This window comes from Roseovarius sp. MBR-78, assembly GCF_040547535.1.
Lineage (GTDB): Bacteria > Pseudomonadota > Alphaproteobacteria > Rhodobacterales > Rhodobacteraceae > Roseovarius.
This window is the reverse complement of the sequence record NZ_JBEPPX010000021.1, coordinates 36,205-61,078: the sequence shown is the minus strand read 5'-3', so window position 1 is coordinate 61,078 and position 24,874 is coordinate 36,205. Positions and strand designations below refer to the sequence as shown.

General features: G+C 66.1%; 22 protein-coding genes and 1 tRNA gene. 19 read left to right on the top strand and 4 right to left on the bottom strand.

Going from position 1 to position 24,874, the window contains the following annotated elements:
• The first annotated feature begins 43 nt into the window (after window positions 1–43).
• The 3 genes from ABIE58_RS15450 (at window position 44) to ABIE58_RS15440 (ending at window position 3,922) form a co-directional block, all read left to right on the top strand.
• A complete protein-coding gene (locus ABIE58_RS15450; RefSeq protein WP_354545601.1) occupies window positions 44–1,171 on the top strand; it encodes an aminotransferase class V-fold PLP-dependent enzyme in 1,128 nt (375 codons plus the stop codon).
• A gap of 185 nt (window positions 1,172–1,356) precedes the next feature.
• Complete coding sequence (locus tag ABIE58_RS15445) at window positions 1,357–3,177, top strand: ABCB family ABC transporter ATP-binding protein/permease (RefSeq protein WP_354545600.1); 1,821 nt, start codon at window positions 1,357–1,359, stop codon at window positions 3,175–3,177.
• 160 nt (window positions 3,178–3,337) lie between these two features.
• Window positions 3,338–3,922: an HNH endonuclease gene (locus tag ABIE58_RS15440; protein WP_354545599.1), complete on the top strand. Its 585-nt coding sequence runs from the start codon at window positions 3,338–3,340 to the stop codon at window positions 3,920–3,922.
• A 100-nt stretch (window positions 3,923–4,022) separates the two neighbouring features.
• Here the strand turns inward: ABIE58_RS15440 and ABIE58_RS15435 are convergent, their stop codons facing one another.
• The 4 genes from ABIE58_RS15435 to ABIE58_RS15420 form a co-directional block, all read right to left on the bottom strand.
• Complete coding sequence (locus ABIE58_RS15435) at window positions 4,023–4,571, bottom strand: bactofilin family protein (protein WP_354545598.1); 549 nt, start codon at window positions 4,569–4,571, stop codon at window positions 4,023–4,025.
• A complete protein-coding gene (locus ABIE58_RS15430; RefSeq protein ID WP_354545597.1) occupies window positions 4,561–5,880 on the bottom strand; it encodes a DUF5930 domain-containing protein in 1,320 nt (439 codons plus the stop codon). Before ABIE58_RS15430 ends, ABIE58_RS15435 begins: the two co-directional genes overlap by 11 nt.
• Before the next feature lie 173 nt (window positions 5,881–6,053).
• A complete protein-coding gene (locus ABIE58_RS15425) occupies window positions 6,054–6,851 on the bottom strand; it encodes a ferritin-like domain-containing protein (protein ID WP_354545611.1) in 798 nt (265 codons plus the stop codon).
• Window positions 6,852–6,868: 17 nt separating this feature from the next.
• Window positions 6,869–7,330 (bottom strand): peroxiredoxin, encoded by a 462-nt coding sequence (locus ABIE58_RS15420; protein ID WP_354545596.1) that lies wholly within the window; start codon window positions 7,328–7,330, stop codon window positions 6,869–6,871.
• Between the two features lie 133 nt (window positions 7,331–7,463).
• Here ABIE58_RS15420 and ABIE58_RS15415 point away from each other — a divergent pair, with 133 nt between their 5' ends.
• The 16 genes from ABIE58_RS15415 (at window position 7,464) to dusA (ending at window position 24,873) form a co-directional block, all read left to right on the top strand.
• Window positions 7,464–10,859 (top strand): YhdP family protein, encoded by a 3,396-nt coding sequence (locus tag ABIE58_RS15415; protein WP_354545595.1) that lies wholly within the window; start codon window positions 7,464–7,466, stop codon window positions 10,857–10,859.
• Window positions 10,856–11,935, top strand: coding sequence for a tRNA preQ1(34) S-adenosylmethionine ribosyltransferase-isomerase QueA (queA, locus tag ABIE58_RS15410; protein WP_354545594.1), 1,080 nt, complete (start codon window positions 10,856–10,858; stop codon window positions 11,933–11,935). The genes ABIE58_RS15415 and queA overlap by 4 nt, the downstream gene beginning before the upstream one ends.
• Before the next feature lie 66 nt (window positions 11,936–12,001).
• Window positions 12,002–13,267: an MFS transporter gene (locus ABIE58_RS15405; protein ID WP_354545593.1), complete on the top strand. Its 1,266-nt coding sequence runs from the start codon at window positions 12,002–12,004 to the stop codon at window positions 13,265–13,267.
• A gap of 94 nt (window positions 13,268–13,361) precedes the next feature.
• Entirely contained in the window at window positions 13,362–13,940 is a 579-nt protein-coding gene (locus ABIE58_RS15400; RefSeq protein WP_354545592.1) for a DUF924 family protein, read from the top strand.
• Between the two features lie 83 nt (window positions 13,941–14,023).
• Window positions 14,024–15,418 (top strand): dihydrolipoyl dehydrogenase, encoded by a 1,395-nt coding sequence (gene lpdA, locus ABIE58_RS15395; RefSeq protein WP_354545591.1) that lies wholly within the window; start codon window positions 14,024–14,026, stop codon window positions 15,416–15,418.
• Between the two features lie 57 nt (window positions 15,419–15,475).
• Window positions 15,476–16,519 carry a cysteine desulfurase family protein gene (locus ABIE58_RS15390; RefSeq protein ID WP_354545590.1) on the top strand — a complete coding sequence of 348 codons (1,044 nt, stop codon included), beginning with the start codon at window positions 15,476–15,478 and terminating at the stop codon, window positions 16,517–16,519.
• 19 nt (window positions 16,520–16,538) lie between these two features.
• Complete coding sequence (gene sufB, locus ABIE58_RS15385; protein WP_354545610.1) at window positions 16,539–18,062, top strand: Fe-S cluster assembly protein SufB; 1,524 nt, start codon at window positions 16,539–16,541, stop codon at window positions 18,060–18,062.
• Window positions 18,059–18,322 (top strand): hypothetical protein, encoded by a 264-nt coding sequence (locus tag ABIE58_RS15380; RefSeq protein WP_354545589.1) that lies wholly within the window; start codon window positions 18,059–18,061, stop codon window positions 18,320–18,322. The genes sufB and ABIE58_RS15380 overlap by 4 nt, the downstream gene beginning before the upstream one ends.
• Before the next feature lie 51 nt (window positions 18,323–18,373).
• A complete protein-coding gene (locus tag ABIE58_RS15375) occupies window positions 18,374–18,976 on the top strand; it encodes a hypothetical protein (protein ID WP_354545588.1) in 603 nt (200 codons plus the stop codon).
• Between the two features lie 29 nt (window positions 18,977–19,005).
• Window positions 19,006–19,761: a Fe-S cluster assembly ATPase SufC gene (sufC, locus tag ABIE58_RS15370; RefSeq protein WP_354545609.1), complete on the top strand. Its 756-nt coding sequence runs from the start codon at window positions 19,006–19,008 to the stop codon at window positions 19,759–19,761.
• On the top strand, window positions 19,761–21,044 hold the full coding sequence (gene sufD, locus ABIE58_RS15365) for a Fe-S cluster assembly protein SufD (RefSeq protein WP_354545587.1): 1,284 nt from the start codon (window positions 19,761–19,763) through the stop codon (window positions 21,042–21,044). The genes sufC and sufD overlap by 1 nt, the downstream gene beginning before the upstream one ends.
• Entirely contained in the window at window positions 21,044–21,526 is a 483-nt protein-coding gene (locus tag ABIE58_RS15360) for a YIP1 family protein (RefSeq protein WP_354545586.1), read from the top strand. Before sufD ends, ABIE58_RS15360 begins: the two co-directional genes overlap by 1 nt.
• Window positions 21,526–22,113: a Yip1 family protein gene (locus tag ABIE58_RS15355; RefSeq protein ID WP_354545585.1), complete on the top strand. Its 588-nt coding sequence runs from the start codon at window positions 21,526–21,528 to the stop codon at window positions 22,111–22,113. Before ABIE58_RS15360 ends, ABIE58_RS15355 begins: the two co-directional genes overlap by 1 nt.
• Window positions 22,114–22,123: 10 nt before the next feature.
• Window positions 22,124–23,344, top strand: coding sequence for a cysteine desulfurase (locus ABIE58_RS15350; protein ID WP_354545584.1), 1,221 nt, complete (start codon window positions 22,124–22,126; stop codon window positions 23,342–23,344).
• A 47-nt stretch (window positions 23,345–23,391) separates the two neighbouring features.
• Window positions 23,392–23,468 (top strand) — tRNA-Arg (locus ABIE58_RS15345).
• 415 nt (window positions 23,469–23,883) lie between these two features.
• A complete protein-coding gene (dusA, locus tag ABIE58_RS15340) occupies window positions 23,884–24,873 on the top strand; it encodes a tRNA dihydrouridine(20/20a) synthase DusA (protein WP_354545583.1) in 990 nt (329 codons plus the stop codon).
• The last annotated feature ends 1 nt before the right edge of the window (window position 24,874 follow it).

Genomic DNA, 24,874 nt, shown 5'->3' with positions numbered 1-24,874 from the left:
GGCCGCGCGGCATCCTGCGCCGAACGCGAACAGGAGATACCCCATGACTGCCCTTCTTGACCATGTCGATCCCGACGGCCTGTTGGAATATTCGGTCGTCTTCACCGACCGATCCTTGAACCATATGAGTCAATCCTTTCAGCAGGTTATGTGCGATATCTCATCCATGCTGAAGGAGGTTTACGCCGCCGATGCCGTGGCGCTGGTGCCCGGTGGCGGGTCTTACGCGATGGAGGCGGTGGCGCGGCAATTCGGGCGCGGGGCCCATGCCCTTGTCGTGCGCAACGGCTGGTTCTCCTACCGTTGGAGCCAGATTTTCGATGCAGGCCAGTTCACCTCTGATACCACCGTTTGCATGGCGCGACAGACCGGCAATGGCGCGACCACGCCATTCGCGCCCGCGCCCATCGAGGAGGTGGTGGCGAAAATCCGCGAGGCGAAACCGGACGTGGTCTTTGCCCCGCATGTCGAGACCTCTGCCGGGCTGATCCTGCCGGATGATTACGTGACGGCGCTGGCCGAGGCCGCGCATGAGGTGGGCGCGCTGATGGTGCTCGATTGCATCGCTTCGGGCTGCGCCTGGGTGGATATGAGGGCCACGGGCGTCGATGTGCTGATTTCCGCGCCGCAAAAGGGCTGGTCGGCCTCGCCCTCTGGCGGGCTGGTGATGATGTCGGCGCGCGCGGTGGCGCGGCTCGAGGAGACCACGTCGGACAGTTTCGCGCTCGACCTCAAAAAGTGGCGCGCGATCATGCAGACCTATGAGGAGGGCGGCCACGCCTATCACACGACCATGCCGACGGATGCGCTGCGCGCCTTCCGCGATACCATGATCGAGACGCGCGATTACGGGTTCGAGCGGCTGCGCGAGGCGCAATGGGCCTTGGGTGATGGCGTGCGGGCGATGCTCAAGGCGCGCGGCGTCGCCTCCGTTGCCGCCGAGGGTTTTGGCGCGCCGGGGGTGGTGGTGAGCTACACAAGCGATCCCGACATCCAGAACGGCAAGAAGTTTGCCGCAGAGGGCATGCAGATTGCCGCCGGTGTGCCCTTGCAAGTGGGCGAGCCGGAGGGGTTCCGCACCTTCCGGCTGGGGCTTTTCGGGCTGGATAAGCTCTATGACGTGCCCGGTGCCCTTGGGCGGCTGGAAACAGTGCTTGACAGGGTTTTGTAAGCGCGGGATGTGCCGGGCCTCCTTGATCGCGCGCGGGGAATGTGAGGCGCAGGGCGGCACGGCGCTATCCTCGCCGCCCGCGTCTCCCCGTCCTGGCCCGCTGGCGCAACAAGGCTGCGCCGCTCTGGTCATCGGCGGGGGTCACCGCTATCTGTGGGCTCCGGCAGCAAGGACAAGGGCCACCGATGACCACCACCCCCCCCGAGACCGGCACCGCAGAGCGCGGCGGCTGGCGGATCATCGCCCGTGTCACCCCCTATCTGTGGAGTGCCGAGGAGCCTTGGGTGCGGCGGCGGGTGGTGCTGGCGCTGTTGCTGTTGCTGGCGGCCAAGCTGATCGCGGTGGCGACGCCGGTCTTCTACAAGGGCGCGGTGGATCTGCTGGCGGGCGAGGGGCCAAGCCCGGCCTGGGCGCTGGGGGCGGGGGCGATCGGGCTGACGGTGGCCTATGGCATGGCGCGGCTCTTGAATGTGGGGTTTCAGCAATTGCGCGACGCGGCCTTTGCGCGGGTGGGGCAGCGGGCCCTGCGCAAGCTGGCGCTTGAGACGTTCCGCCATATCCACGCGCTCTCGCTCAGCTATCACCTGACGCGGCGCACCGGCGGGCTGAGCCGGATCATCGAGCGCGGGGTGAAGGGCGTCGATTTCCTGCTGCGGTTCCTGCTCTTTTCCATCGCGCCGCTGATCCTCGAATTGATGATGGTGGGGATCATCCTGTGGCTGGCCTTTGACATCTGGTATCTGGTGGTGGTGGCCGGCGTGATCGCGGCCTATGTCGCCTTTACCTTCAAGGTGACGGAATGGCGCGTGAAGCTGCGCCGCGAGATGAACGACCAGGACACCGACGCCAATCAAAAGGCCATCGACAGCCTGCTGAATTACGAGACGGTCAAGTATTTCGGGGCCGAGGCGCGCGAGGCGGCGCGCTATGACCGGGCGATGGCGCGCTATGAGCGCGCGGCGCTGATGACTGCCTATTCGCTCTCGTTCCTCAATGTCGGGCAGTCGTTGCTGATCACCGGCGGGCTGGTGGCGGTGATGGTGATGGCCGCCATGGGGGTGCAGGCGGGCACGATGACGGTGGGCGATTTCGTCATGGTCAACGCCTACATGATCCAGATCACCATGCCGCTCAATTTCCTTGGCACCGTCTATCGCGAGATCCGGCAGGCGCTGGTGGATATGGGCGAGATGTTCCAGCTTCTCGACCAGCCGCCCGATGTGCGCGAGCGCGCGGGCGCGCGGCCGCTGGCGGTGACGGGCGCGCATGTGCGGCTTGAGGGTGTGCGCTTTGGCTATGATGCCGCGCGCCCGATCCTGAAGGGCGTGACGCTCGATGTGCCCGCCGGGCAGACGGTGGCCGTGGTCGGCCCGTCGGGTTCGGGCAAGTCCACCATCGGGCGGCTTTTGTTCCGGTTCTACGATGTGCAGGGCGGGGCGGTCAGGATCGACGGGCAGGATATCCGCGATGTGACGCTTGACAGCCTGCACGACGCCATCGGCGTAGTGCCGCAGGATACGGTGCTCTTCAACGACACGATCGGCTATAATATCGCCTATGGGCGCGGCGATGTGGGCCAGGCCGAGATCGAGGCGGCGGCGCGCGCGGCGCAGATTCACGATTTCATCGCCTCGCTGCCCGAGGGTTACGCCACGCAGGTGGGCGAGCGCGGGTTGAAGCTCTCGGGGGGCGAGAAACAGCGCGTGGGGATTGCCCGGACGCTGCTTAAAAATCCGCCGATCCTGCTTCTCGACGAGGCCACCAGCGCGCTCGATACCGAGACCGAGCGCGATATCCAGGACGCGCTGGCGCGCGCCGCCGAGGGGCGCACGGTGCTGATGATCGCACATCGCCTCTCTACCGTGGCGGGGGCGGATCGCATCGTGGTGCTGGAAGAGGGGCAGGTGGTCGAGGAGGGCAGCCATGCCGACCTGCTGGCGCGGCGGGGGCGGTATGCCGCGCTCTGGCAGCGGCAATCGCGCGACGAGGGGCGCGTATTGGCCTGAGCCTGTCACATGGCGGTTACCTTGCGCGGCTAGCACATCTCTAGATGTGCCGCGTTATCTGGGGCTTGTCAGGGGACCGGCACGATATATAGTCATGAACGGGGCGGTCGCGTCGCCGCCTCTGTCCCGATCGGGGCGAAAGAGAGGCTGGACACGGGCGATGGACGGTGATTTCAGAAGTGAATTCGTAAGGGAGGCGGCCGCGCTCCGGCAATTCCCGGCGCTGGTGCTCAATGCCGATTACCGGCCGCTATCCTATTATCCGCTGTCGCTCTGGACCTGGCAGGAGGCGATTAAGGCGGTGTGCGCGGACCGGGTGGATATCGTCGCGCAATACGATCACTGGGTGCGCAGTCCAAGCACCGAGATACGCATACCCTCGGTGATCGTGCTGCGGGACTATGTGAAACCTCAGAAGCGCGTGGCCTTCACGCGCTTCAATCTTTTTCTGCGCGACGAATTTCGATGCCAGTATTGCGGCGCGCGCGACAACCTGACCTTTGACCATGTCGTGCCGCGTGCGCGCGGCGGGCGCACGAGCTGGGAAAACGTGGTGGCCGCCTGTTCGCCCTGCAACCTGCGCAAGGGCTCGCGCAGTCTGCGGCACTCGGGGCTGAGCCTGCGCCGCGCGCCGCGCGCGCCGGGGGCAGAGGAATTGCGCAACATGGGGCGCAAGTTCCCGCCCAACCACCTGCATGAAAGCTGGCTCGACTTCCTTTACTGGGATGCCGAGCTCGAGGCGTGAGGTGCCTTGGTTTTCGGGGGTCTGAAAAGTTGAAAAAGGCACCCTGCGCGGGCCGCGCAGGGTGCCTTTTGATAACCGGCCCGGTTGTGGCTTGCGCGGATCAGCGCTGCGCAGGCTTGGGATCGGCGGGTTTCTGCGCCGGGGTGGCGGCGCGCGGCTGGGCCTCGCCCTGTTGCGCGGGGGCGGCCCCTTTGGCCCCGGTCTTGTTGCCCGAGAGCGGATCGTCCTGGCGCTGAACCGAGCCTTCGAAATGCGCGCCCGATTCGATGGCGATGGTCTTGTGGATGATGTCGCCCTCGACCCGTGCGGAGGAGGTGAGCCGCACCTTGAGCCCACGCACGCGCCCCACGACGCGCCCGTTCACGACCACGTCATCGGCGATCACCTCGCCCTTGACGGTGGCACCTTCGCCGACGGTCAGAAGATGCGCGCGGATATCGCCCTCGATGGTGCCCTCGATCTGGATATCGCCGGTGGTGCGCAGGTTGCCCACAACGTGCAGGTCCGACGACAGCACCGAGGCGGGCGGCTTGGCCTTGGGCGCGGGCGCGCGGTAGTCGCTGCCCGTGTCGGCACGCGCGTCGGGCGTGGATGGTTTGGCCTCGACGGGTTTCGGGGCGGGTTCGTTGATCTTGCTCTTAGAAAACATCTCTTGCAGCCTTGATATAGGTCATGGGGTTGATCGCCTTGCCATCCACCCGAACCTCATAGTGCAGGTGGGTGCCGGTAGAACGTCCTGTGTTGCCCATATCACCGATCCGCTCCCCGCGCGAGACCCTTTGGCCTTCGCGCACCCGGATTCTGGACATATGGGCATAGCGCGTCTCGATTCCGAACGCGTGCTTGATCTTGACGAGCTGGCCATAGCCCGACAGCCAGCCCGCATGGGTGACGACGCCATCGGCGGTGGCGTGGATTGGTGTGCCATGCGCGGCGGCGAAATCGGTGCCGGCGTGGAGCCGCCCCCACCTCATGCCAAAGCCGGAGGTGAAGCGAAACCCGCCCTTGACCGGCATCGCGAGCGGCACCTTGCCTGCGGCGAGACGGTAGAGATTCAATTCGTCAAGCCGCGTCAGCAGGCGATTGGCGCGCGTAGCCTCGGGCGAGGGCGCGCTTCCGCGCGTCGAGAGCGAGATCGGCGTGAGCGGCCCGCCCTGCCCGGAATAGCCGCGCCGCACCGTGTCGATGAGCGTATCAGGATCGAGACCTGCCTTGCGGAACATCGTCTCCAGCGGCTCGACCGAGATGGTCAGGGCGTCCTCGAGGCGGCTGAAAATCTCGGAATTGCGCTCGTTCACGAGGCGCAATTCATAGGCCATCTCGTCGGCGGCGCGCAGCGCCTCTTCGGCGCGGGCCATGGTGCCGTCACGTTCGCGCGCGGCATCCGAGAGCGCGGCGGTCAGCACGCTGACCGTGGCATCGCCGCCTTCGCCGGTGGCGCTGTCGGGGCTCGCGCGCTCTTCGGTATCGAGCGCCGCAGCAAGGCGCGCGGCCTCGCGCTCGGCGGTTTCGCGCTCGGACATGGCGCGGCGCAGAGTGCTCTGGACAACCTCCAGCCCGGTCTCAAGCTCGCGGCGGCGGGTTTCGGAGCTGAGCAATTCCGATTGCATGGCCGATATCTGCGCCAGCGCCGAACTGAACCGCTCTTGCGCGGCGAGCGCCTCTTGGGCGCGGCGGTCGCGTTCCTCGGCCAACGCGTTGAGCCGCGCCTCGTAGGTCTGCAATTCGCGCCTGGCCTGTTCGCGGAAATTACCCGCGCCGATGGAATCCATCACCAGGACGGAGGTGGCGATGATCGTCCAGGCGACGATCGCACAGGCCCCGGCGGCGGCGATGATCTGGGTGTGCGAGCGCAGCCGGATAAAGCGCGTGTCGGTGTCGGATCGCAGGAACACCCGGCGTTCGGGGAAGTGGCGTTCGAGGAGATTGTGCAGTTTTATCGCCAGCGTCGGTCTCACAAGCGGTCACTTCCTGTCATTTTCGTCTGACCGACTGCTTAGACAGGGGCGGGGCGGCGGGCAAGAAATTTGACCGCAAGTCACGGAACACTCGGCGGTTTTCCCCCGAATTGGCGGAAAACCGCCGATGGGCGTGACGTTTGTTTCGCCACCGTGAAGGCCGTGGCGCAACCTCAGGTTGCCGTGCCCTCGGCCAGCGGCCAGTAGAAATCGGGCGGCAGGCCCGCCTCGGCGCGCTTTTCCTCGTTGAAGGGCGGCTTGAGCGCGCCGTGGAAATAGCGCCGCACCAGATCGTGAAACGCGACTTTCGGGTCAAGCTCGTGGCGCCCGCACAGGAAGTGGAACCATTTCGAGCCATAGGCGACGTGATGCACCTCTTCCGCGTAGATCACCCGCATCGCCTCGACCGCGCGCGCCTCGCCCGCGCGCTCGAAAATCGCGATCATGCCCGGTGTCACGTCAAGGCCGCGCGCCTCGAGCACCATCGGCACCACGGCAAGCCGCCCCATCAGGTCATGCGCGGTGTCCTCGGCGGCGCGCCACATGCCGGCATGGGCGGGCAGGGCACCGTAATGGCTGCCCATGCCCTCAAGGCAATCGGATATCAGCTTGAAATGCTTGGATTCCTCGTCCGCCGATTTTACCCAGTCATCGTAGAAGCCCATGGGCATGGGCGTCTGGGCAAAGCGCGCGATGATGTCCCAGTGCAGATCGACGGCGTTGAGCTCGATATGCGCCACCGCGTGCAGCATGGCGATGCGGCCCTCAGCGCTGCCGGGGCGGCGGCGGGGCACGTCGCGCGGATCAAGCAGCGCGGGCTGCGCGGGCCGCGCCGGGCGGTCGGGCGGCGTGGCATGGCCCACGGGTGGCGCATCCCCGACCGCCCGCGCCGCCTGCCATGTTGCCGCGTGGCGGCGCGAGAGCGCGGTTTTCTCATGGCCATCGGCGGTGCACAGCACCTCGACGGCCATTTCGGCCAGCGTCTGCCTCACAGCGCGCGCGCCGCCGCGAGCACCTCTTCGGCGTGGCCGGGCACCTTGACCTTGCGCCAGACGCGCGCGATGCGGCCCTCGCCGTCTATCAGGAAGGTGGAGCGCTCGATCCCCATGAATTTCTTGCCATACATGCTTTTTTCCTTCCAGACGCCGTAATCCTCGCACACGGTGCCCTCGGCATCCGACAAGAGCGGCACGGCGAGCGCGTGCTTGTCGCGGAATTTCTCGTGGCTGGCCACGCTATCCTTGGAAATGCCCATGACGGTCACGCCCGCCGCCTCGAATTCCGCCGCGAGGCCGGAAAAGGCGATGGATTCCTTGGTGCAGCCCGACGTGTCGTCGCGCGGGTAAAAGAACAGCACCACCGCGCCGGGGCGCAGCGCCGACAGGGTGACGCTATCGCCGCCATCGCGCGGCAGGGTGAAATCGGGGGCGGTATCGGCTATTTCGGGCATGGGCGCTCCTTCGTGATGCAACTTGTGATGACGTTGTGCCACGCGCATATTAGAGTGCGACGGGCAGGAATAAAGCCACGATACAAAATACGAGGCAGGGCCGGACGCATCAGGGCGGCGCGGCGTGACACGAATGAGCGAACCACAGACGCAGACAGATGGCGGGCCGGAGCCGGAACCGCAGCCCAACCCGCGCCGTGCCGCCGCGCGGGTGCCGCCACGGCGCGGCCTGCTGCATCATGTCGGGCAGGTCTGCTTTGGCTGCGTGCTCATCGTGCTGGTGGCCAGTATCGCCCTTGTCGCGGTGCTGGCGGCGGGGATCACGGTGCCGGGCTGGCTGCGCGAGCGCGCAGAACAGCAGATCGGTGCCGCCTTGCCCGATCACCGGCTGAATTTCGAGACGCTGGCGCTTGGGCTGGATGATCGAATGGCCCCGAGGGTGGAGTTGAGGGGGGTGAGCCTGAGCGATGCCAGTGGCGCGCCGCTGGCCCATCTCGGCGCGCTCGACCTGTCGCTGTCGCGGCGGGCGCTTGTCTTGGGAGAGGTGGCGCTCTTGCGGGTGCGGCTCGATGGCGGGCGACTTATCCTGAGGCGGCGGGCGGATGGGGCGCTGTCGGTGGCGTTCGAGGCGGGCGACGGGCAGGGGGCCGTGGCCGATGCCGCGTTCCCGGCGCAGATCGCGGCCGTTCTCGACCAGCCTATCCTGGCGTCCCTGGTGCGGGTAGAGGCCGACAACCTCAGCCTGCGCTACGAGGATGCGCGCAGCGGGCGGGCCTGGACCGCCGATGGCGGGCAGGCCCTGCTGGAGCGGCAGGGCGGCGAGGTCTCGCTGCGCGGCAATGTCACGGTGCTGGGCGCGCGCGAATACGCCACCAGCCTTGAGGTCAATTACAACGGCGATCTGGACGGGACGGGCGCGCAATTCGGCATCCGGTTCGAGGATGTCCCTGCGGGGGAGCTGGCCGCGCAATCGCCCGCGCTGGCGTTTCTGGGGGCGTTGGAGGCACCGATTTCGGGCGCGCTGCGCGCGGGCGTGGATGCCGAGGGGCAGCTTGGACCGCTGAGCGCGACGCTTCAGATCGGGGCAGGTGCGCTGCGCCCCAACGAGGCGACCGCGCCGATCCCGTTCCGCTCGGCGCGCAGCTATTTCACCTATCACCCCGACCGCCAGCAGATCGACTTTTCCGAAATCTCGGTCGAGAGCGACTGGGGCACCGCCCGCGCCGAGGGGCGCGCGCGGCTTCTGGGCATGGCGGCGGGCTGGCCCGGTGCACTGGAGGCGCAGATCCGCATCGGCGAGATTGCGGCCAACCCCTCGGAGCTTTATCCCGAACCGGTGGTGTTTCAGGGCGCGGCGGCGGATCTGCGGCTCGATCTCGACCCGTTCACGCTCTCGGTCGGGGAGTTCCGCCTGCGCGACCGGGGCGAGGTGCTGCGCCTCAAGGGGCGCGCGCGCGGGCAGGCGGATGGCTGGTCGGTGGATATCGCGGGGCGGATGGGTGCCCTCGCGCCGGACCGGTTGCTCGAATTGTGGCCGGTCACGGTCAAGCCCAAGACGCGCGAGTGGATCACCGAGAACGTTCAAAACATTGACATGCGCGATATCCAGTTCGGCCTGCGCGCGGTGCCGGGGGCGGTGCCGGATGTGTTCCTCGGGTTTGATTTCACCGATCTGACCACGGTTTACGTGCGTGACGTGCCGCCGATCGAGGCGGGAGCGGGCCATCTGTCGATCCGCGACAACCGGCTGAGTGTTCATGCCGAGACGGGCCATGTGGCCGCCGTCACCGGCGGGCGCGTGGATGTGTCCGGCACCGATTTCATTATCCCCGATATCCGCATCAAGAAGGGCCCCGCCGAGGCGCATATCCGCGCGCGCGGCACCATCACGGCCGCGCTGTCGCTGCTCGATTCGCCGCCCTTTCGCTTTCTGGAGAAGGCTGGACGGGAGGTGACGCTGGCCGATGGCCGCGCCGATCTGTCGGGGCGGCTCGATTTCGTGCTCAAGGACAAGCTGACGCCCGAGGAGGTGGCCTTTGCCGTGACCGGCGAGATTGCCGACATGCGCAGCGAAACGCTGGCCGAGGGGCGGGTGCTGGCGGCGTCGCGACTCGCGGTGGAGGCGGACAATACCCAGGTGAAAATCAGCGGGCAGGCACGGATCGGGCAGGTGCCGGTGGAGGGGACGTGGACCATGGCCCTCGGCCCCGATACCGGCGGCGCAAGCCGGCTGCGCGGCGAGATCGAGCTGTCGCAGCGGTTTCTCGACGAGTTCGGGATCGCCCTGCCCGAGGGCAGCCTGTCGGGCGCTGGGCGCGGCATGGTCGATTTGGCGCTGGCGCGCGATGCGCCCGTGCAGTTCGCGCTCACCTCGGACCTGACCGGGCTCGGCCTGCGCCTGCCCGAGCTTGACTGGGCGCTGGCGCGCGCCGAGACCGGGCGGCTCGACGTGGCCGGGGTGCTGGGCAAACCGCCCCGCATCGACGCACTGGCGCTTGAGGCTGGCGGGCTGCGGCTCAGCGGTGGCGAGGTGCGGCTGAGCGAGGCGGGCGCGCTCGACGTGGCGCGGTTTTCCAGCGTGGCGCTGGGCGATTGGCTCGATGTCGGGGTGGCGATTGTCGGGCGCGGCGCGGGAGAGGCTCCCCGGATCGAGGTCACCGGCGGCACGGTCGATCTGCGGCGCGGCGGCCCCGGCGAGGGTGGCGGCGGCGAGGGCGGGCCGCTGAGCCTCGTGCTTGACGAATTGCGCATCTCCGACGGGATCGCGCTCACCGGGTTCAAGGCCGCGCTCGATACGCGCGGCGGTGCGCGCGGCAGCTTTACCGCGCAGGTGAACGGGCGCACGCCGGTGGCGGGCGATGTGACCCCGTCGGAGGGCGGGCGCAGCGCCCTTCGCGTCCGCTCGGAGGATGCAGGCGCGCTGTTGTCTGCGGCGGGGATGCTGGAGGATGCGCGCAACGGGCGGCTTGACCTGAACCTGACGCCGACCGGCCCGCCGGGAAGCTATAACGGCGTGCTGCATATCGAGCAATTGCGCGTCAAGCGCGCCCCTGCGCTGGCGGCGCTGCTCAACACCATCAGCGTGATCGGGCTGCTGGAGCAGTTCAACGGGCAGGGCCTGCATTTTTCCGATGTGTCCGCGCGGTTTCGCTTGACGCCCGAGCGGCTGACCGTTCTGGAAAGCAGCGCGGTGGGGGCCTCGGCGGGGATTTCGATGGATGGCTATTTCGATCTTGTGGCCAAGCGGATGGACATGCAGGGCGTGCTGTCGCCGGTCTATTTCCTCAATGCCATCGGCGGCGCCTTCGGTCGGCGCGGAGAGGGGCTTGTTGGGTTCAATTTCACCATGCGCGGCCCCTCGGATGCACCACGGGTGACGGTCAACCCGCTCTCGGCGCTGGCCCCCGGCTTTCTGCGCGAAATGTTTCGCCGGGCACCGCCGACGGTCGAGGGGGTGCCGCCGCCGATACCCGAGCCGGACAGGTCGCAAGATGACGTGCCGTCACGTTTGGAAAGATACGACCCATGAAACTGGAAGATTTCGATTTCTACCTGCCCGAGGCATTGATCGCCACGCGGCCCGCGCGCCCGCGCCGCGCCGCGCGTCTGCTGGTGGCCGAGGGGCGCGCGATCACCGATGCCACCGTGGCCGATCTGGGGCAGTGGCTGCGCGCGGGTGACCGGCTGGTGCTCAACGATACCAGGGTGATCCCGGCGCGCCTCAGCGGCACCCGCGCGCGGATCGGGGGTGCGGGCGCGCGGATCGAGGTGACGCTGCTGGAGCCGCAGGCCGATGGCACCTGGTCGGCGCTGGTCAAGCCGCTGCGCAAGCTGCGCGACGGAGAGGAGATCGGTTTTGCGGCGGGGCTGTCGGCCACGCTGGTGGCGCGCGACGAGGGGCAGGCGCGGCTGCGCTTCAACCTTGCGGGCGAGGATTTCGATGCCGCGCTCAATGCCGCGGGCGCGATGCCCCTGCCGCCTTATATCGCCGCGCGCCGCCCTGCCGATGCGCAGGACCGCGAGGATTATCAGACCGTCTGGGCGCGCCGCCCCGGTGCCGTGGCGGCCCCGACGGCGAGCCTGCATTTCGACGAGGTGGTGCTGGCCGATCTGGCGGCGCGGGGTGTCGCGTTCAGCCATGTCACGCTGCATGTCGGCGCGGGCACCTTCCTGCCGGTGAAGGTCGAGGATGTGACCACCCACAGGATGCACGCCGAATGGGGCGAGGTGAGCGCCGAGGCCGCCGCCGAAATCGCCGCCACCCGCGCGGCAGGCGGGCGGGTGATCCCGGTGGGCACCACCGCGCTGCGCCTCATCGAGACGGCGGCGCGGGCGACGGGCGAGGTGGTGCCGTGGCAGGGCGAGACCGATATTTTCATCTATCCGGGGTTCGAGTTCCGCGCGAGTGATGCGTTGATGACCAATTTCCACCTGCCAAAATCGACGCTGATGATGCTGGTCTCGGCGCTGATGGGGCGCGCGCGGGTGATGGAGATCTATGCCCATGCCATCGCCGCGCGCTATCGATTCTTTTCCTATGGCGACGCATCGCTGTTGATCCCGCCGCCCGCGCCTGACAACGGACAGGGAGGAGCGACCGGCTGAGTCGCAAACGGTCTAGACGCGCCTTGATCCGTATTGCGACGGTGGGGCCGGATCATGGAGAGCGACATGCTGCAAGTATTTTCCGGGGCCTGGGCGCTGTTGCTGGGCATGATGCTGTTGCAGGTGGGCAACGGGATGCAAGGCACGCTCTTGGGTGTGCGCGGTGCGCTGGAGGGGTTTTCCACCACGCAGATGTCGGTGGTGATGTCGGCCTATTTCCTGGGGTTCCTGTTCGGCTCGCGCATGGCCCCCGAGATGATCCGCCGCGTCGGGCATGTGCGGGTGTTTGCCGCGCTTGGCTCGATGATCTCGGCGGTGCTGGTGCTATATCCTACGATCACCGAGCCCTGGGCCTGGGTGATCGGGCGGGTGGTGATCGGGTTCTGCTTCTCGGGGGTCTATGTCACCGCCGAAAGCTGGCTCAACAATTCCGCCACCAACGAGACCCGCGGCAAGGCGCTGTCGCTCTACATGATCGTGCAGATGGTGGGGATCGTCTCGGCGCAGGGGATGCTGGTGCTGGCCGATCCGTCGGGCTACGTGCTGTTCGTCATCCCCTCGGTGCTGGTCTCGCTGGCCTTTGCGCCGATCCTGCTGTCGGTCAGCCCGACGCCGGCCTTTGACACCACCAAGCCGCTGTCGCTGCGGCGGATCATGCAGATATCGCCGCTGGGCTGCGTGGGGATGCTGCTCACCGGCGGCGTATTCGCCGCGCAATTCGGCATGGCCGCCGTCTACGGTGCCGAGGCGGGGCTGAGCATCGGGCAGATCTCGGGTTTTGTGGCGTCCTTCTATATTGGCGCGGTGCTGGCGCAATATCCGCTGGGGTGGCTGTCGGACCGGATGGACCGGCGCAAGCTCATCGCGGGCGTGTCAATGGTCACGGCGCTCGGCGCGGTGCTGGGCATGGCGTCGGGCGGGAATTTCGCCCTGTTGCTTGCGGCGGCCTTTCTGGTCGGCGGCTCGTCCAACCCGCTCTATTCGCTGCTCATCGCCTATACCAATGATTTCCTCGAGCATGACGACATGGCCGCAGCGGCGGGGGGGATGGTGTTCATCAACGGGCTGGGGGCGATTGCCGGGCCGCTGATGGTGGGCTGGATGATGGGGGTGATGGGGCCCAAGGGGTATTTTCTATACATCGCCGTATTGATGGCCGCGCTGGTTGCCTACGCGCTCTACCGCATGACGCAGCGCGCGGCACCGGCCCCGGCGCAGACCGACAGCTACACGCCGGTATCCCCGTCATCCTCGCCGATGGCGGTGGAATATGCGCAGGAAGTCGCCATAGAGGCGGCACAAGAGGCCGAAGATGTCGCGAAATCCGCGTAAATATGTCCCCCTTGTAGCATTTCGTGACTGTGAATTTGCCCCAGTTAGGCGTTAACGTTACGTTAATGTAACGGGAATTGTGAGGAGACTCCCGATGGTGACGCCCGAAGAGGTTTTGGGGTTCTGGCTGGACGAGGTCGGGCCGAAGGGGTGGTACAAGGCATCCGGCACGCTGGACGAGGCCGTGCGCACGCGGTTTTCAAGCGCTTGGGAGAATGCCCGTGCGGGGGCGTATGGTCTTTGGCTCACACATCCCACCGGCACGCTGGCCTATGTCATCCTGACCGATCAGTTCCCGCGCAACATGTTTCGCGACGACGCGCGGGCCTTTGCCACCGACCGGGCGGGGCTGGCGGCGGCCAAGGTGGCGATCAACCGGGGCTGGGATCTCAAGATCGACGAGCCGGCGCGGCAATTCTTTTACCTGCCGCTGATGCATTCGGAAAACCTCTGCGATCAGGAACGCTGCGTGCGCCTGATCTGCGAGCGGATGCCCGAGCATGGCCCCGACAACCTGCTGCACGCGCGCGCGCATCGCGAGGTGATCCGCCGCTTTGGCCGGTTCCCGCATCGCAACCCCGTGCAGGGCCGGATCTCGACCGCGCCCGAGCGCGCGTTCGAGGAAGAGGGCGGGTATGGCGCGCTGGTGCGCGAGGTGATGCAGGCGGCCTGACGGGCGCGTGCCGTCTTGCTGTGCGTTGTGGTCTGCCGTGAAACGGTTTAAAGCTGAACCAGTTTCCGGGGAGGGAGGACCACATGGCATCGCAGAGCTTTGACATGATCGTGATCGGGGCCGGGCCGGGGGGCTATGTCGCGGCCATCCGGGGTGCGCAGCTTGGCCTCAAGGTGGCCATCGTCGAGCGCGAGCATATGGGCGGCATCTGCCTCAACTGGGGCTGCATCCCCACGAAGGCGATGCTGCGCTCCTCCGAGGTGTTCCACCTCATGCACCGCGCCAAGGAATTCGGGCTGAGCGCGACGGGGATCGGCTATGATCTCGACGCCGTTGTGAAACGGTCGCGCGGGGTGGCCAAGCAGCTCAATTCCGGGGTCGGCCACCTGCTCAAGAAGCACAAGGTGACCACGATCATGGGCGAGGCCAGCGTGCCCGCCAAGGGCCGTGTCAGCGTCAAGACCGACAAGGGCACCGAGGATCTGAGCGCGAAACACATCGTGCTGGCCACCGGCGCACGCGCTCGCGAATTGCCGGGGCTGGAGGCCGATGGCGATCTGGTGTGGACCTACAAGCACGCGCTGGTGCCGCCGCATATGCCCAAGAAACTGCTGGTGATCGGCTCCGGCGCGATCGGGATCGAGTTTGCCAGTTTCTACAACACGCTCGGGGCCGAGACGACCGTGGTCGAGGTGATGGACCGCATCCTGCCGGTGGAGGATGCCGAGATTTCCGCCTTCGCCAAGAAGGCGTTCACCAAGCAGGGCATGAAAATCATGGAAAAGGCGATGGTCAAGCAGCTTGACCGCGCCAAGGGCCGCGTGACCGCCCATATCGAGACTGGCGGCAAGGTCGAGAAACACGACTTCGACACGGTGATTTCCGCCGTTGGCATCGTCGGCAATACCGAGGGGCTGGGGCTGGAGGCGCTTGGCGTCAAGGTGGATCGCACCCATGTGGTGGTGGATGAATATTGCCGCACCGGCGTCGACGGCCTCTATGCCATCGGCGATATCGCGGGCGCGCCATGGCTTGCGCACAAGGCCAGCCACGAGGGCGTCATGGTGGCAGAGCTGATCGCGGGCGGCCATCCGCATCCGGTGCGCCCCGACTCCATCGCCGGCTGCACCTATTGCCACCCGCAGATCGCCAGCGTCGGCCTGACCGAGGCGCAGGCCAAGGAGGCCGGGCACAAGATCAAGGTGGGCCGCTTTCCCTTTATCGGCAACGGCAAGGCCATCGCGCTGGGCGAGGCCGAGGGCATGGTAAAGACCGTGTTCGACGCGGGCACGGGCGAGCTTTTGGGGGCGCATATGATCGGTGCCGAGGTCACGGAACTGATCCAGGGTTACGTGGTGGGTCGTCAACTCGAAACCACCGAGGAAGACCTGATGAACACCGTTTTCCCGCATCCCACGCTGAGCGAGATGATGCATGAAGCGGTGCTCGACGCCTATGGGCGGGCGATTCATATCTGAATGGCGCAACGTTTGGCAGGGGCCTGACGGGCGTCGCACTCTGTTCGCGGGGCTTTGATGACGCGCATCTATCTTGATTACAATGCGACAGCGCCGCTGCGCCCCGAGGCGCGGGCGGCGATGATCGCGGCGATGGACGTGGTGGGCAACCCGTCGAGCGTGCATGCCGAGGGGCGCGCGGCCAAGGCATTGGTGGAGCGCGCGCGCGCGCAGGTGGCGGCGGCGCTTGGGGCCGACGGGGCAGAGGTGATCTTTACCTCCGGGGCGACCGAGGCGGCGGCGCTGGCCTGCGCGGGCCGGGGCCTTTCGGGGGCGGGGATTGAGCATGACGCGGTGCGCGCCTGGATCACCGAGGATTTGGGCGTTGACGCCTCTGGGCAGGTCACGGTGCGCGATCCCGCGCGCTCGGTGCTGCAACTGGCCAATTCCGAGACCGGCATCGTGCAAACCCTGCCCGAGGGGCTGGTGGTGAGCGACATGACGCAGGCCTTTGGCAAGCTGCCGGTGGCGTTCAACTGGTCGGGCGTGGACATGGCGCTGATTTCGGCGCACAAGCTGGGCGGCCCCAAGGGCGTGGGCGCGCTGGTGGCGCGGCGTGGTCTGGATGTGGCGGCGCAGTTGCGCGGCGGCGGGCAGGAAATGGGCCGCCGGGCGGGCACCGAGAACGTCATCGGTATCGCCGGTTTCGGGGCTGCGGCAGAGGCGGCGGCGCGCGATCTGGCCGGGGGCGTGTGGTCCCGCGTCGAAAAACTTAGAAACATTCTAGAATCAACTATTGCAGAGATTTCAAAGGAGACTATTTTAATCGGACAAGAGGGGCCGCGCCTGCCGAACACCACTTACCTTGTTACGCCCGGTTGGAAGGGCGAGACGCAGGTGATGGCGCTCGATCTTGCAGGCTTTGCCGTCTCGGCGGGGTCTGCCTGCTCAAGCGGCAAGGTCCGCGCAAGCGGGGCCTTGCAGGCGATGGGGCTTGAGGCGGGTGCGGCTGCGTCGGCATTGCGCGTGTCGCTCGGGCCGGGGGTGACGGACAAGGATATCATGCGGCTTGCCGAGGCGTGGGCAAGGCTGCGGAACAGACATCAGGCCCGGATGGCCTGAACGACAGGAGAGAATGGCAATGGCGGCTGTGGACGAAATGCAGGTCAAGGACGGCGTCGACCGCGAGACGGTCGATACCGTACGCGAAGTCGGCGGGGCCTATAAATACGGCTGGAATACCGAGATCGAGATGGATTTCGCGCCGATGGGCCTGAACGAGGACATCGTTCGCCTGATTTCCTCCAAGAACGAAGAACCCGACTGGATGACCGACTGGCGGCTCTCCGCCTATCGCCGCTGGCTGGAAAAGACGGAACCCACCTGGGCGATGGTCGATTACCCCGAGATCGACTTTCAGGCGCAGTATTACTATGCGCGCCCCAAGTCCATGGAAACCAAACCGAAATCGCTCGACGAGGTCGATCCCAAGCTGCTGGCCACCTATGAGAAACTCGGCATCCCGCTCAAGGAACAGATGATCCTTGCCGGTGTCGAGGGGGTGGGTGAGGCCCCCGCAGAAGGCCGCAAGGTGGCCGTCGATGCGGTGTTCGATTCGGTCAGCGTTGGCACCACCTTTCAGGCAGAGCTGAAACGCGCGGGCGTGATCTTCTGCTCCATCTCCGAGGCGATCCGCGAGCATCCCGAATTGGTGCGCAAATATCTCGGCAGCGTCGTGCCGGTCTCGGACAATTTCTATGCCACGCTCAATTCGGCGGTATTCTCGGATGGCTCGTTCGTCTATGTGCCGCCGGGCGTGCGCTGCCCGATGGAACTCAGCACCTATTTCCGCATCAATGCCGAGAATACCGGCCAGTTCGAGCGCACGCTCATCATCGCCGACAAGGGCAGTTTCGTGAGCTACCTCGAAGGCTGCACCGCGCCGCAGCGCGACGAGAGCCAGCTTCACGCCGCCGTGGTGGAAATCATCGTCGAGGAAGACGCCGAGGTGAAATATTCCACGGTGCAGAACTGGTATCCCGGCGACGAGAACGGCAAGGGCGGCATCTATAATTTCGTGACCAAGCGCGCCGATTGCCGGGGCGATCGGGCCAAGGTGATGTGGACGCAGGTCGAGACCGGCTCGGCGGTGACGTGGAAATACCCGTCCTGCATCCTGCGCGGCAACGAGTCTCAGGGTGAATTCTATTCCATCGCCATCGCCAATAACTATCAGCAGGCCGATACCGGCACCAAGATGATCCACCTGGGCAAAAACACCCGCTCGCGGATCGTGTCCAAGGGGATCAGCGCGGGGCACGCGCAGAATACCTATCGCGGGCTTGTCTCGATGCACCCCAAGGCCACGAACAGCCGCAACTACACGCAATGCGACAGCCTGCTGATCGGCGGCACCTGCGGGGCGCATACGGTGCCCTATATCGAGGTCAAGAACAATTCGAGCCGCGTCGAGCACGAGGCGACCACGTCCAAGGTGGATGACGACCAGCTTTTCTATTGCCGGAGCCGCGGCATGGACGAGGAAGAGGCGGTGGCGCTTGTCGTCAACGGCTTCTGCCGCGACGTGTTGCAGGCGCTGCCGATGGAATTCGCCATGGAGGCGCAGCAACTGGTGGCCATTTCGCTGGAAGGAAGCGTAGGGTGAGGGGTGGAAACTGGTTCAAGCCGCACGCGCATGGCTTTGGAGCGGGCCCGGCCAACTGGCGGGGCTGGCTCGCCGTTGCGGTATTCGTGCTCGCCGAGACGGCGCTGGCCTTCGCGGTTGTGGGCTGGAGCGGCGACGTGTCGGCGGCGCGGTTGGGGGCCTATCTCGTGCTCTCGCTCATCCTTGCGGTGGCCTTTGTGGCGGTTGCCTGGCGCAAGACAGACGGCGCGTGGCGCTGGCGCTGGGGCGAAAGGGAGTGACCGACATGCACCTTGCCATCACGCCCGACGTCTCGGTGGCGACCGGCTGAAATGACCGGGACCGCCGCGATAAGCCGCCCCGAGCTGACCTTGCCCGAGGCCGAGGCCGCCCATCTGCGCGCGGCCTATGAGGGCGCGTCGGCGATCCTCGAATATGGCTCGGGCGGGTCCACCGTTCTGGCGTCGGAAATGCCGGGCAAGCGGGTCTGGTCGGTCGAGAGCGATGAGGCCTGGGCCGCGATGATGCGCGGCTGGTTTGCCGCCAACCCGCCCGCGCCGGGCACGCAGGTCGAGGTGATCTGGGCCGATATCGGCCCGACCAAAGAGTGGGGCCACCCGAAGGACAAGAGCGGCTATCGGCGCTATCCCCGCTATCCGCTGGGGGTGTGGGAGCGCGGCGATATCGCGCCGGATCTGGTGCTGGTGGATGGGCGGTTCCGCACCGGCTGCGCGCTGGCGGCGGCGCTTCATGCAAGCGCGCCGCTCAGGCTCTTGTTCGACGACTATGCGCCGCGCCCACATTACCACCGCATCGAGACGTTCATCGGCGCGCCGCGCCGGATGATCGGGCGGATGGCCGAATTCGAGGTGGCCCCTATGGCGCTGCCGCTGGAGCGTCTGGGCGACGCGATTGAAATGATGCTGCGGCCGTGACGCCGCGAGGGATGTTGAAAGGGAAAACAATGCTGGAAATCAAGAACCTGCACGTCGATCTTGAGGAAGAAGACAAGACCATCCTCAAGGGGGTCAACCTCACCGTCGAGCCGGGTCGCGTGCATGCGATCATGGGGCCGAACGGCTCTGGCAAATCGACGCTGAGCTATGTGCTCTCGGGGCGCGACGGCTACCGCGTGACGGATGGCACGGCCACGCTTGGCGGGCAGGATCTGCTCGGCATGGAGACCGAGGAACGCGCGGCGGCGGGGCTTTTCCTCGCGTTTCAATACCCGGTGGAAATCCCCGGCGTGGGCAACATGACCTTTTTGCGCACCGCGCTGAACGCGCAGCGCAAGGCGCGCGGCGAGGAGGAGATCAGCGCCGCCGATTTCCTCAAGCTGGTGCGCGAGAAGGCGCGCGCGCTGGAAATCGACGCCGACATGCTCAAGCGCCCGGTCAATGTGGGCTTTTCCGGTGGCGAGAAGAAGCGCAACGAGATCCTGCAAATGGCGATGCTGGAGCCGCGCATGTGCATCCTCGACGAGACAGATTCGGGCCTTGACGTGGACGCGATGAAGCTGGTGGCGAAGGGCGTCAACGCGCTGCGCGATGCGGGCCGGGGATTTCTGGTCATCACGCATTATCAGCGGCTTCTGGATCATATCGTGCCCGACGTGGTGCATATCATGTCCGACGGGCGCATCATCAAGACGGGCGGGCCGGAACTGGCGCAAGAGGTCGAGAAGAACGGCTATGCCGATCTCAAGGCAGAGGTGGCGTGATGGCGCTGGACGATACCAAGCGATCGGCCACCGAGACGCGGCTGGCAACGATGGTGGTGCCCGATGTGGGCTGCACCGCAGAGGCGCGCCAAGAGGCGCTGGCGCGGCTGCGCGCCATGGGCCTGCCGCATCGCCGCGACGAATACTGGAAATTCACCCGCCCCGATACGCTGGTGCAGCCCGAGCCGCCGCACGCGGCGCTGTTCGACGATGGCGAGGCCCCGGTGTTTGACGGCTTTGACCGGCTCAAGATCGTGTTCGTGGACGGGCTGTTTGCGCCGCACCTGTCGGATGATCTGGCCCTTGAGGGGGTCGTGATCGACCGGCTGGAGGATGTCTGCTGCACCAACGATCACTGGGCCGAGGATATCTATGGCACGCTGGAGGCCGCAGGCCAGGTGCCGGTGGAGCGCCCGCTTGCCGCGCTCAATACCGCCTTTGCGGGCGACGGTGTGACGATCCGGGTGACGGGCCGCCCGAGCAAGCCCATCAACCTGATCTATACCCATGAGGCGACCGATTCGGACGTGTTCCTGCATCATGTGGTGCGGGTCGAGCCGGGGGCAGAGGCGACGATCCTTGAAAACGGGCCGGCGGCGGCGCGGTTCAACAATTGCATGGAAATCGACATCGCCGATACCGGCAGGCTGCACCTGGTGCGCGCGCAGGGGCGCGATCACGAGCGGCGCGCGGTTACCAATCTCTTTGCCCGGCTGGGGCGCGAAAGCGTGTTCAAATGCTTTACGCTGACGGCCAACGGGATCTTGACGCGCAATGAATGCGTGGTGACGCTGACCGGCGATGATGCCACCGTGCATGTCGCAGGCGCGGCGGTGGGCGATGGCGAGTATCACCAGGACGATACCGTGTTCATCACCCATGACGCAGAGCGCTGCGAAAGCCGACAGGTGTTCAAGAAGGTGCTGAGCAACGGGGCCAAGGGCGTGTTCCAGGGCAAGATCCTCGTGAAGGCGGGGGCGCAGAAGACCGACGGTTACCAGATCAGCCAGGCGATGCTGCTCGACGGTGACAGCGAGTTCCTGGCCAAGCCGGAGCTGGAAATCTACGCCGATGACGTGGCCTGCTCGCATGGCTCGACCTCCGGCGCGATTGACGAGGATGCGCTTTACTATCTGCGCGCACGCGGGATTCCGCGCGATATCGCGACCGACCTTCTGACGCTGGCCTTTGTCGCCGAGGCGGTCGCGGAAATTGAGGATGACGCCTTGCGCGACGAGATCAACGGGCAGGTGGAAACCTGGCTGGACTGGCGCAAGGGCTGATGCCGGTCACGCGCGACATCGTCGCCACCTATCGCGGGCCGCGCCGGGTGGTGCGGCGCCTGCTGAAGATGGGGGTGCGCGAGGATCGGGCGCTTGCGATCCTGATTGCCGCCTGCGTGGTCGTGTTCGTGGCGCAATGGCCGCGGCTGGCGCGCGAGGCGCATCTGTCGGGCGAGGCGCTCAACCCGCTTTTGGGCGGTGCGCTGCTGGCCTGGGTGTTCATCGCGCCCTTGCTGCTTTACGCGCTGGCGCTGGTCACTCACGGCATCGCGCGCCTGATCGGGGGCAGTGGCACGGGCTATGGCGCGCGGCTGGCGCTGTTCTGGGCGTTCCTGGCGGCAAGCCCGCTGATCCTGCTGCACGGGCTGGTGGCGGGATTCATCGGACCGGGGCCGGGATTGCAGGCGGTCGGGCTGATCTGGTGTGGTGTTTTCGGCTGGTTCTGGATATCCGGGCTGCGAGAGGCGGAATGGAGCGCATGATGACAGCCGAAGGGTTCTGGTCGCTGGTGCGGCAGACGCTGGTCGCGCCGCGCGGCGCGGCGGCGCGGCTTTTGTCGCTGGGGCTGCCCGCGCGCGAGGGCTGGCTGGCGCTTGCGGCGATGGCGGTGCTCAACACGCTGGTCTATTCGCTGTCGCTCCGGCTCAGCCCGCCGACCGATCCGGCGATGATGGGCATGATGGCGGGGGCCTTCAATGCGCCGCTCACATTCGCAATTTTCCTGTTTGGCGCGCTGGCGCTGACGGCGCTTGTGTTCACCCATGCCGGGCGCGCGCTGGGCGGGGTGGGCACAGTTGGCGGGATGCTGGTGCTGCTGGCCTGGATGCAGGCGCTGCGCCTGATGGTGCAGTTGGGCCTTTTGGTGCTGGCGCTCATCGCCCCTCCGCTTGCCGGGATCGTGGTGATCGTGGCGGGGCTTTGGGGGCTGTATATCCTGATGGCCTTCATGGCCGAATTGCACGGCTTTGACAGCCTGTGGCGCGCGGCCGGCGTGATCATCATCGCCTTCGTCGCGCTGGTTTTCGGCCTGAGCCTGCTGCTGAGGCTGGTTGGCTTTGGGACCGTCTGAGGGGTGTGAAATGTATGATATCGACAAAATCCGCGCCGATTTTCCGATCCTTGCGCGCGAGGTGAACGGCAAGCCGCTGGTCTATCTCGACAATGGCGCGAGCGCGCAAAAGCCGCAGGTGGTGATCGACGCGATCACGCGCGCCTATGCCCATGAATATGCAAATGTTCACAGGGGCTTGCATTACCTCTCGAACCTCGCCACCGAGAAGTACGAATCCGTGCGCGGCATCATCGCGCGGTTTCTCGGCGTGGCGGATGAACGGCAGATCGTGCTCAATTCCGGCACCACCGAGGGCATCAACATGGTCGCCTATGGCTGGGCCATGCCGCGGATGCAGGCCGGTGACGAGATCGTGCTGTCGGTGATGGAGCATCACGCCAACATTGTCCCGTGGCATTTCCTGCGCGAGCGGCAGGGCGTGGTGCTGAAATGGGTGGATGTGGATGCACGCGGCGCGCTCGATCCGCAAAAGGTGATCGACGCCATCGGGCCAAAGACCAAACTGGTGGCAATCACCCATCTTTCCAACGTGTTGGGCACCGTTGTCGATGTCAAAGCCATCTGCGACGCGGCGCGCGAGAGGGGCGTGCCGGTGCTGGTCGATGGCTCTCAGGCGGCGGTGCATATGGCCGTGAACGTGGATGATCTTGGCTGCGATTTCTACGCTATCACCGGCCACAAGCTCTATGGCCCCTCCGGCTCGGGTGCGATTTTTGCCAAGAGCGAACGCATGGCCGAGATGCGCCCCTTCATGGGCGGCGGCGACATGATCCGCGAGGTCAGCAAGGACGCGGTGAGCTATAACGACCCGCCGATGAAATTCGAGGCCGGCACGCCCGGCATCGTGCAGACCATCGGGCTCGGCGTGGCGCTCGAATACATGATGAGCGTCGGCATGGACAAGATCGCGGCGCATGAGGCCGATATCGCGACCTATGCGATGGCGCGGCTTTCGGGGCTGAACTGGCTCGGGCTTCAGGGCACGGCCGACGGCAAGGCGGCGATCTTTTCGTTCACCATGAACGGCGCGGCGCACGCGCATGACATCTCGACCATCCTCGACAAGAAGGGCGTGGCGGTGCGCGCGGGCCACCATTGCGCCGGGCCGCTGATGGATCACCTTGGCGTCACGGCGACCTGCCGGGCGTCATTCGCGATGTATAACACCCGTGCCGAGGTGGACGCGCTCATTGACGCGCTGGAGCTTGCCCACGAGCTTTTCGGCTGAATTTGCGATTGCGGGGCAGGGCGCGGGCGGCTATACTGCGCATGAGAGCACCCATAGCTCAGCTGGATAGAGTGTCGCCCTCCGAAGGCGAAGGTCGTAGGTTCGAATCCTACTGGGTGCACCATCGCTTTTTCAACACACTGATTTTCCATGTCTTTTCCCCTATTTTTGAAACTTGATAGGCTGAGTTGGAACTTTTCGGCCATGTTCCGTTCTCGATAGTGCCGGTGTTTTGCTAAAACACCGGATGTCTAGTTCGGCCTCAAGGCCCCGAGGCTGGTGTGAATGTATGTCATATGGCGCTCGGGTGCGGCGTTGATCGCTGCATGTAGCAATGCGAGGTCGCCTTGGTTCGCGACGCGGCGATTTCCCTTCCTCGCACATATCGGCTATAGATCGGTTGATGGGGTCGCCAAAGGTGGCGCGGGAGACGGATGAGCTGTTCGGTGCCAGCCCCTGAGCGAGGCGGGGCTGTCCGCTTGGGCGGGGCATCGTGCAGCATGGCGTGGCCCGAAGGGTAACAGTTAGACGCACATAACATGAGCTTAAATCAACACGCTAGATTGTCTGCAGCCCCGATGATGGACTGGACCGATCGCCATTGCCGCACGTTGCACCGGCATCTCAGCCGACACACCTTGCTCTATACCGAGATGGTCACCGCGCCCGCGCTGGTGCGGGGTGGGGCGGTGCATTTGCTTGACCATTCCCCCGAGGAGCACCCCGTGGCCTTGCAGCTCGGTGGATCAGACCCGGCGGAATTGGCGCAGGCGGCGCGGATGGGGGCGGAGGCGGGGTATCAGGAGATCAACCTCAATTGCGGCTGCCCGTCTGACCGGGTGCAATCGGGCATGATCGGGGCCATCCTGATGACGCGGCCCGCGCTTGTGGCCGAGTGTTGCGCCGCGATGATCGCCGCGCAACCCGTTGAGGTGACAGTAAAATGCCGCATTGGCGTGGATGATCAGACCCCCGAAGATGAGTTGCCCGCGTTCCTTGAGAAGATCGCGGCGGCGGGGGTGAGGCGCGTCATCATCCATGCGCGCAAGGCCTGGCTCGATGGCCTCAGCCCCAAGGAAAACCGCGATATTCCGCCCTTGGAGTATGACCTGGTGCAGCGGATGAAGGCGCTCTTTCCCGATCTGCATATCTCGATCAATGGCGGGGTCACGTCGCTTGACGAGGCCGAGGCGCTGCTGGCCTCGGGGCTGGATGGGGTGATGGTGGGGCGCGCGGCCTATCATCAGCCCGCCGATATCCTGTGTGCCGCCGACCGGGTGATTTTCGGCGAGGCCGGTCCCGACAGCACCCCCGAGGGCGCGGTGCGCGCGATGCTGCCCTATATCGAGGCGCATCTTGCCGGGGGTGGTCGCCTGCATCAGGTCACGCGGCACATGCTGGGCCTCTTTGCGGGCCGTCCGGGCGCGCGCGGCTGGCGGCGGATGCTGTCAGAAGGGGCCACGCGCCCCGGCGCGGGGCCGGAATTGGTCGAGGCGGCGCTGGGGCAGGTGGTGCGCGCGGCGGCGTGAG

Excerpts from the sequence above, each read along its gene's own strand:
- ABIE58_RS15450 (WP_354545601.1), top strand. The coding sequence starts at position 44 with ATGACTGCCCTTCTTGACCATGTCGATCCCGACGGCCTGTTGGAATAT.
- ABIE58_RS15445 (WP_354545600.1), top strand. The coding sequence starts at position 1,357 with ATGACCACCACCCCCCCCGAGACCGGCACCGCAGAGCGCGGCGGCTGG.
- ABIE58_RS15440 (WP_354545599.1), top strand. The coding sequence starts at position 3,338 with ATGGACGGTGATTTCAGAAGTGAATTCGTAAGGGAGGCGGCCGCGCTC.
- ABIE58_RS15435 (WP_354545598.1), bottom strand. The coding sequence starts at position 4,571 with ATGTTTTCTAAGAGCAAGATCAACGAACCCGCCCCGAAACCCGTCGAG.
- ABIE58_RS15425 (WP_354545611.1), bottom strand. The coding sequence starts at position 6,851 with ATGGCCGTCGAGGTGCTGTGCACCGCCGATGGCCATGAGAAAACCGCG.
- ABIE58_RS15420 (WP_354545596.1), bottom strand. The coding sequence starts at position 7,330 with ATGCCCGAAATAGCCGATACCGCCCCCGATTTCACCCTGCCGCGCGAT.
- ABIE58_RS15415 (WP_354545595.1), top strand. The coding sequence starts at position 7,464 with ATGAGCGAACCACAGACGCAGACAGATGGCGGGCCGGAGCCGGAACCG.
- queA (WP_354545594.1), top strand. The coding sequence starts at position 10,856 with ATGAAACTGGAAGATTTCGATTTCTACCTGCCCGAGGCATTGATCGCC.
- ABIE58_RS15405 (WP_354545593.1), top strand. The coding sequence starts at position 12,002 with ATGCTGCAAGTATTTTCCGGGGCCTGGGCGCTGTTGCTGGGCATGATG.
- ABIE58_RS15400 (WP_354545592.1), top strand. The coding sequence starts at position 13,362 with ATGGTGACGCCCGAAGAGGTTTTGGGGTTCTGGCTGGACGAGGTCGGG.
- lpdA (WP_354545591.1), top strand. The coding sequence starts at position 14,024 with ATGGCATCGCAGAGCTTTGACATGATCGTGATCGGGGCCGGGCCGGGG.
- ABIE58_RS15390 (WP_354545590.1), top strand. The coding sequence starts at position 15,476 with ATGACGCGCATCTATCTTGATTACAATGCGACAGCGCCGCTGCGCCCC.
- sufB (WP_354545610.1), top strand. The coding sequence starts at position 16,539 with ATGGCGGCTGTGGACGAAATGCAGGTCAAGGACGGCGTCGACCGCGAG.
- ABIE58_RS15375 (WP_354545588.1), top strand. The coding sequence starts at position 18,374 with ATGACCGGGACCGCCGCGATAAGCCGCCCCGAGCTGACCTTGCCCGAG.
- sufC (WP_354545609.1), top strand. The coding sequence starts at position 19,006 with ATGCTGGAAATCAAGAACCTGCACGTCGATCTTGAGGAAGAAGACAAG.
- sufD (WP_354545587.1), top strand. The coding sequence starts at position 19,761 with ATGGCGCTGGACGATACCAAGCGATCGGCCACCGAGACGCGGCTGGCA.
- ABIE58_RS15360 (WP_354545586.1), top strand. The coding sequence starts at position 21,044 with ATGCCGGTCACGCGCGACATCGTCGCCACCTATCGCGGGCCGCGCCGG.
- ABIE58_RS15355 (WP_354545585.1), top strand. The coding sequence starts at position 21,526 with ATGACAGCCGAAGGGTTCTGGTCGCTGGTGCGGCAGACGCTGGTCGCG.
- ABIE58_RS15350 (WP_354545584.1), top strand. The coding sequence starts at position 22,124 with ATGTATGATATCGACAAAATCCGCGCCGATTTTCCGATCCTTGCGCGC.
- dusA (WP_354545583.1), top strand. The coding sequence starts at position 23,884 with ATGAGCTTAAATCAACACGCTAGATTGTCTGCAGCCCCGATGATGGAC.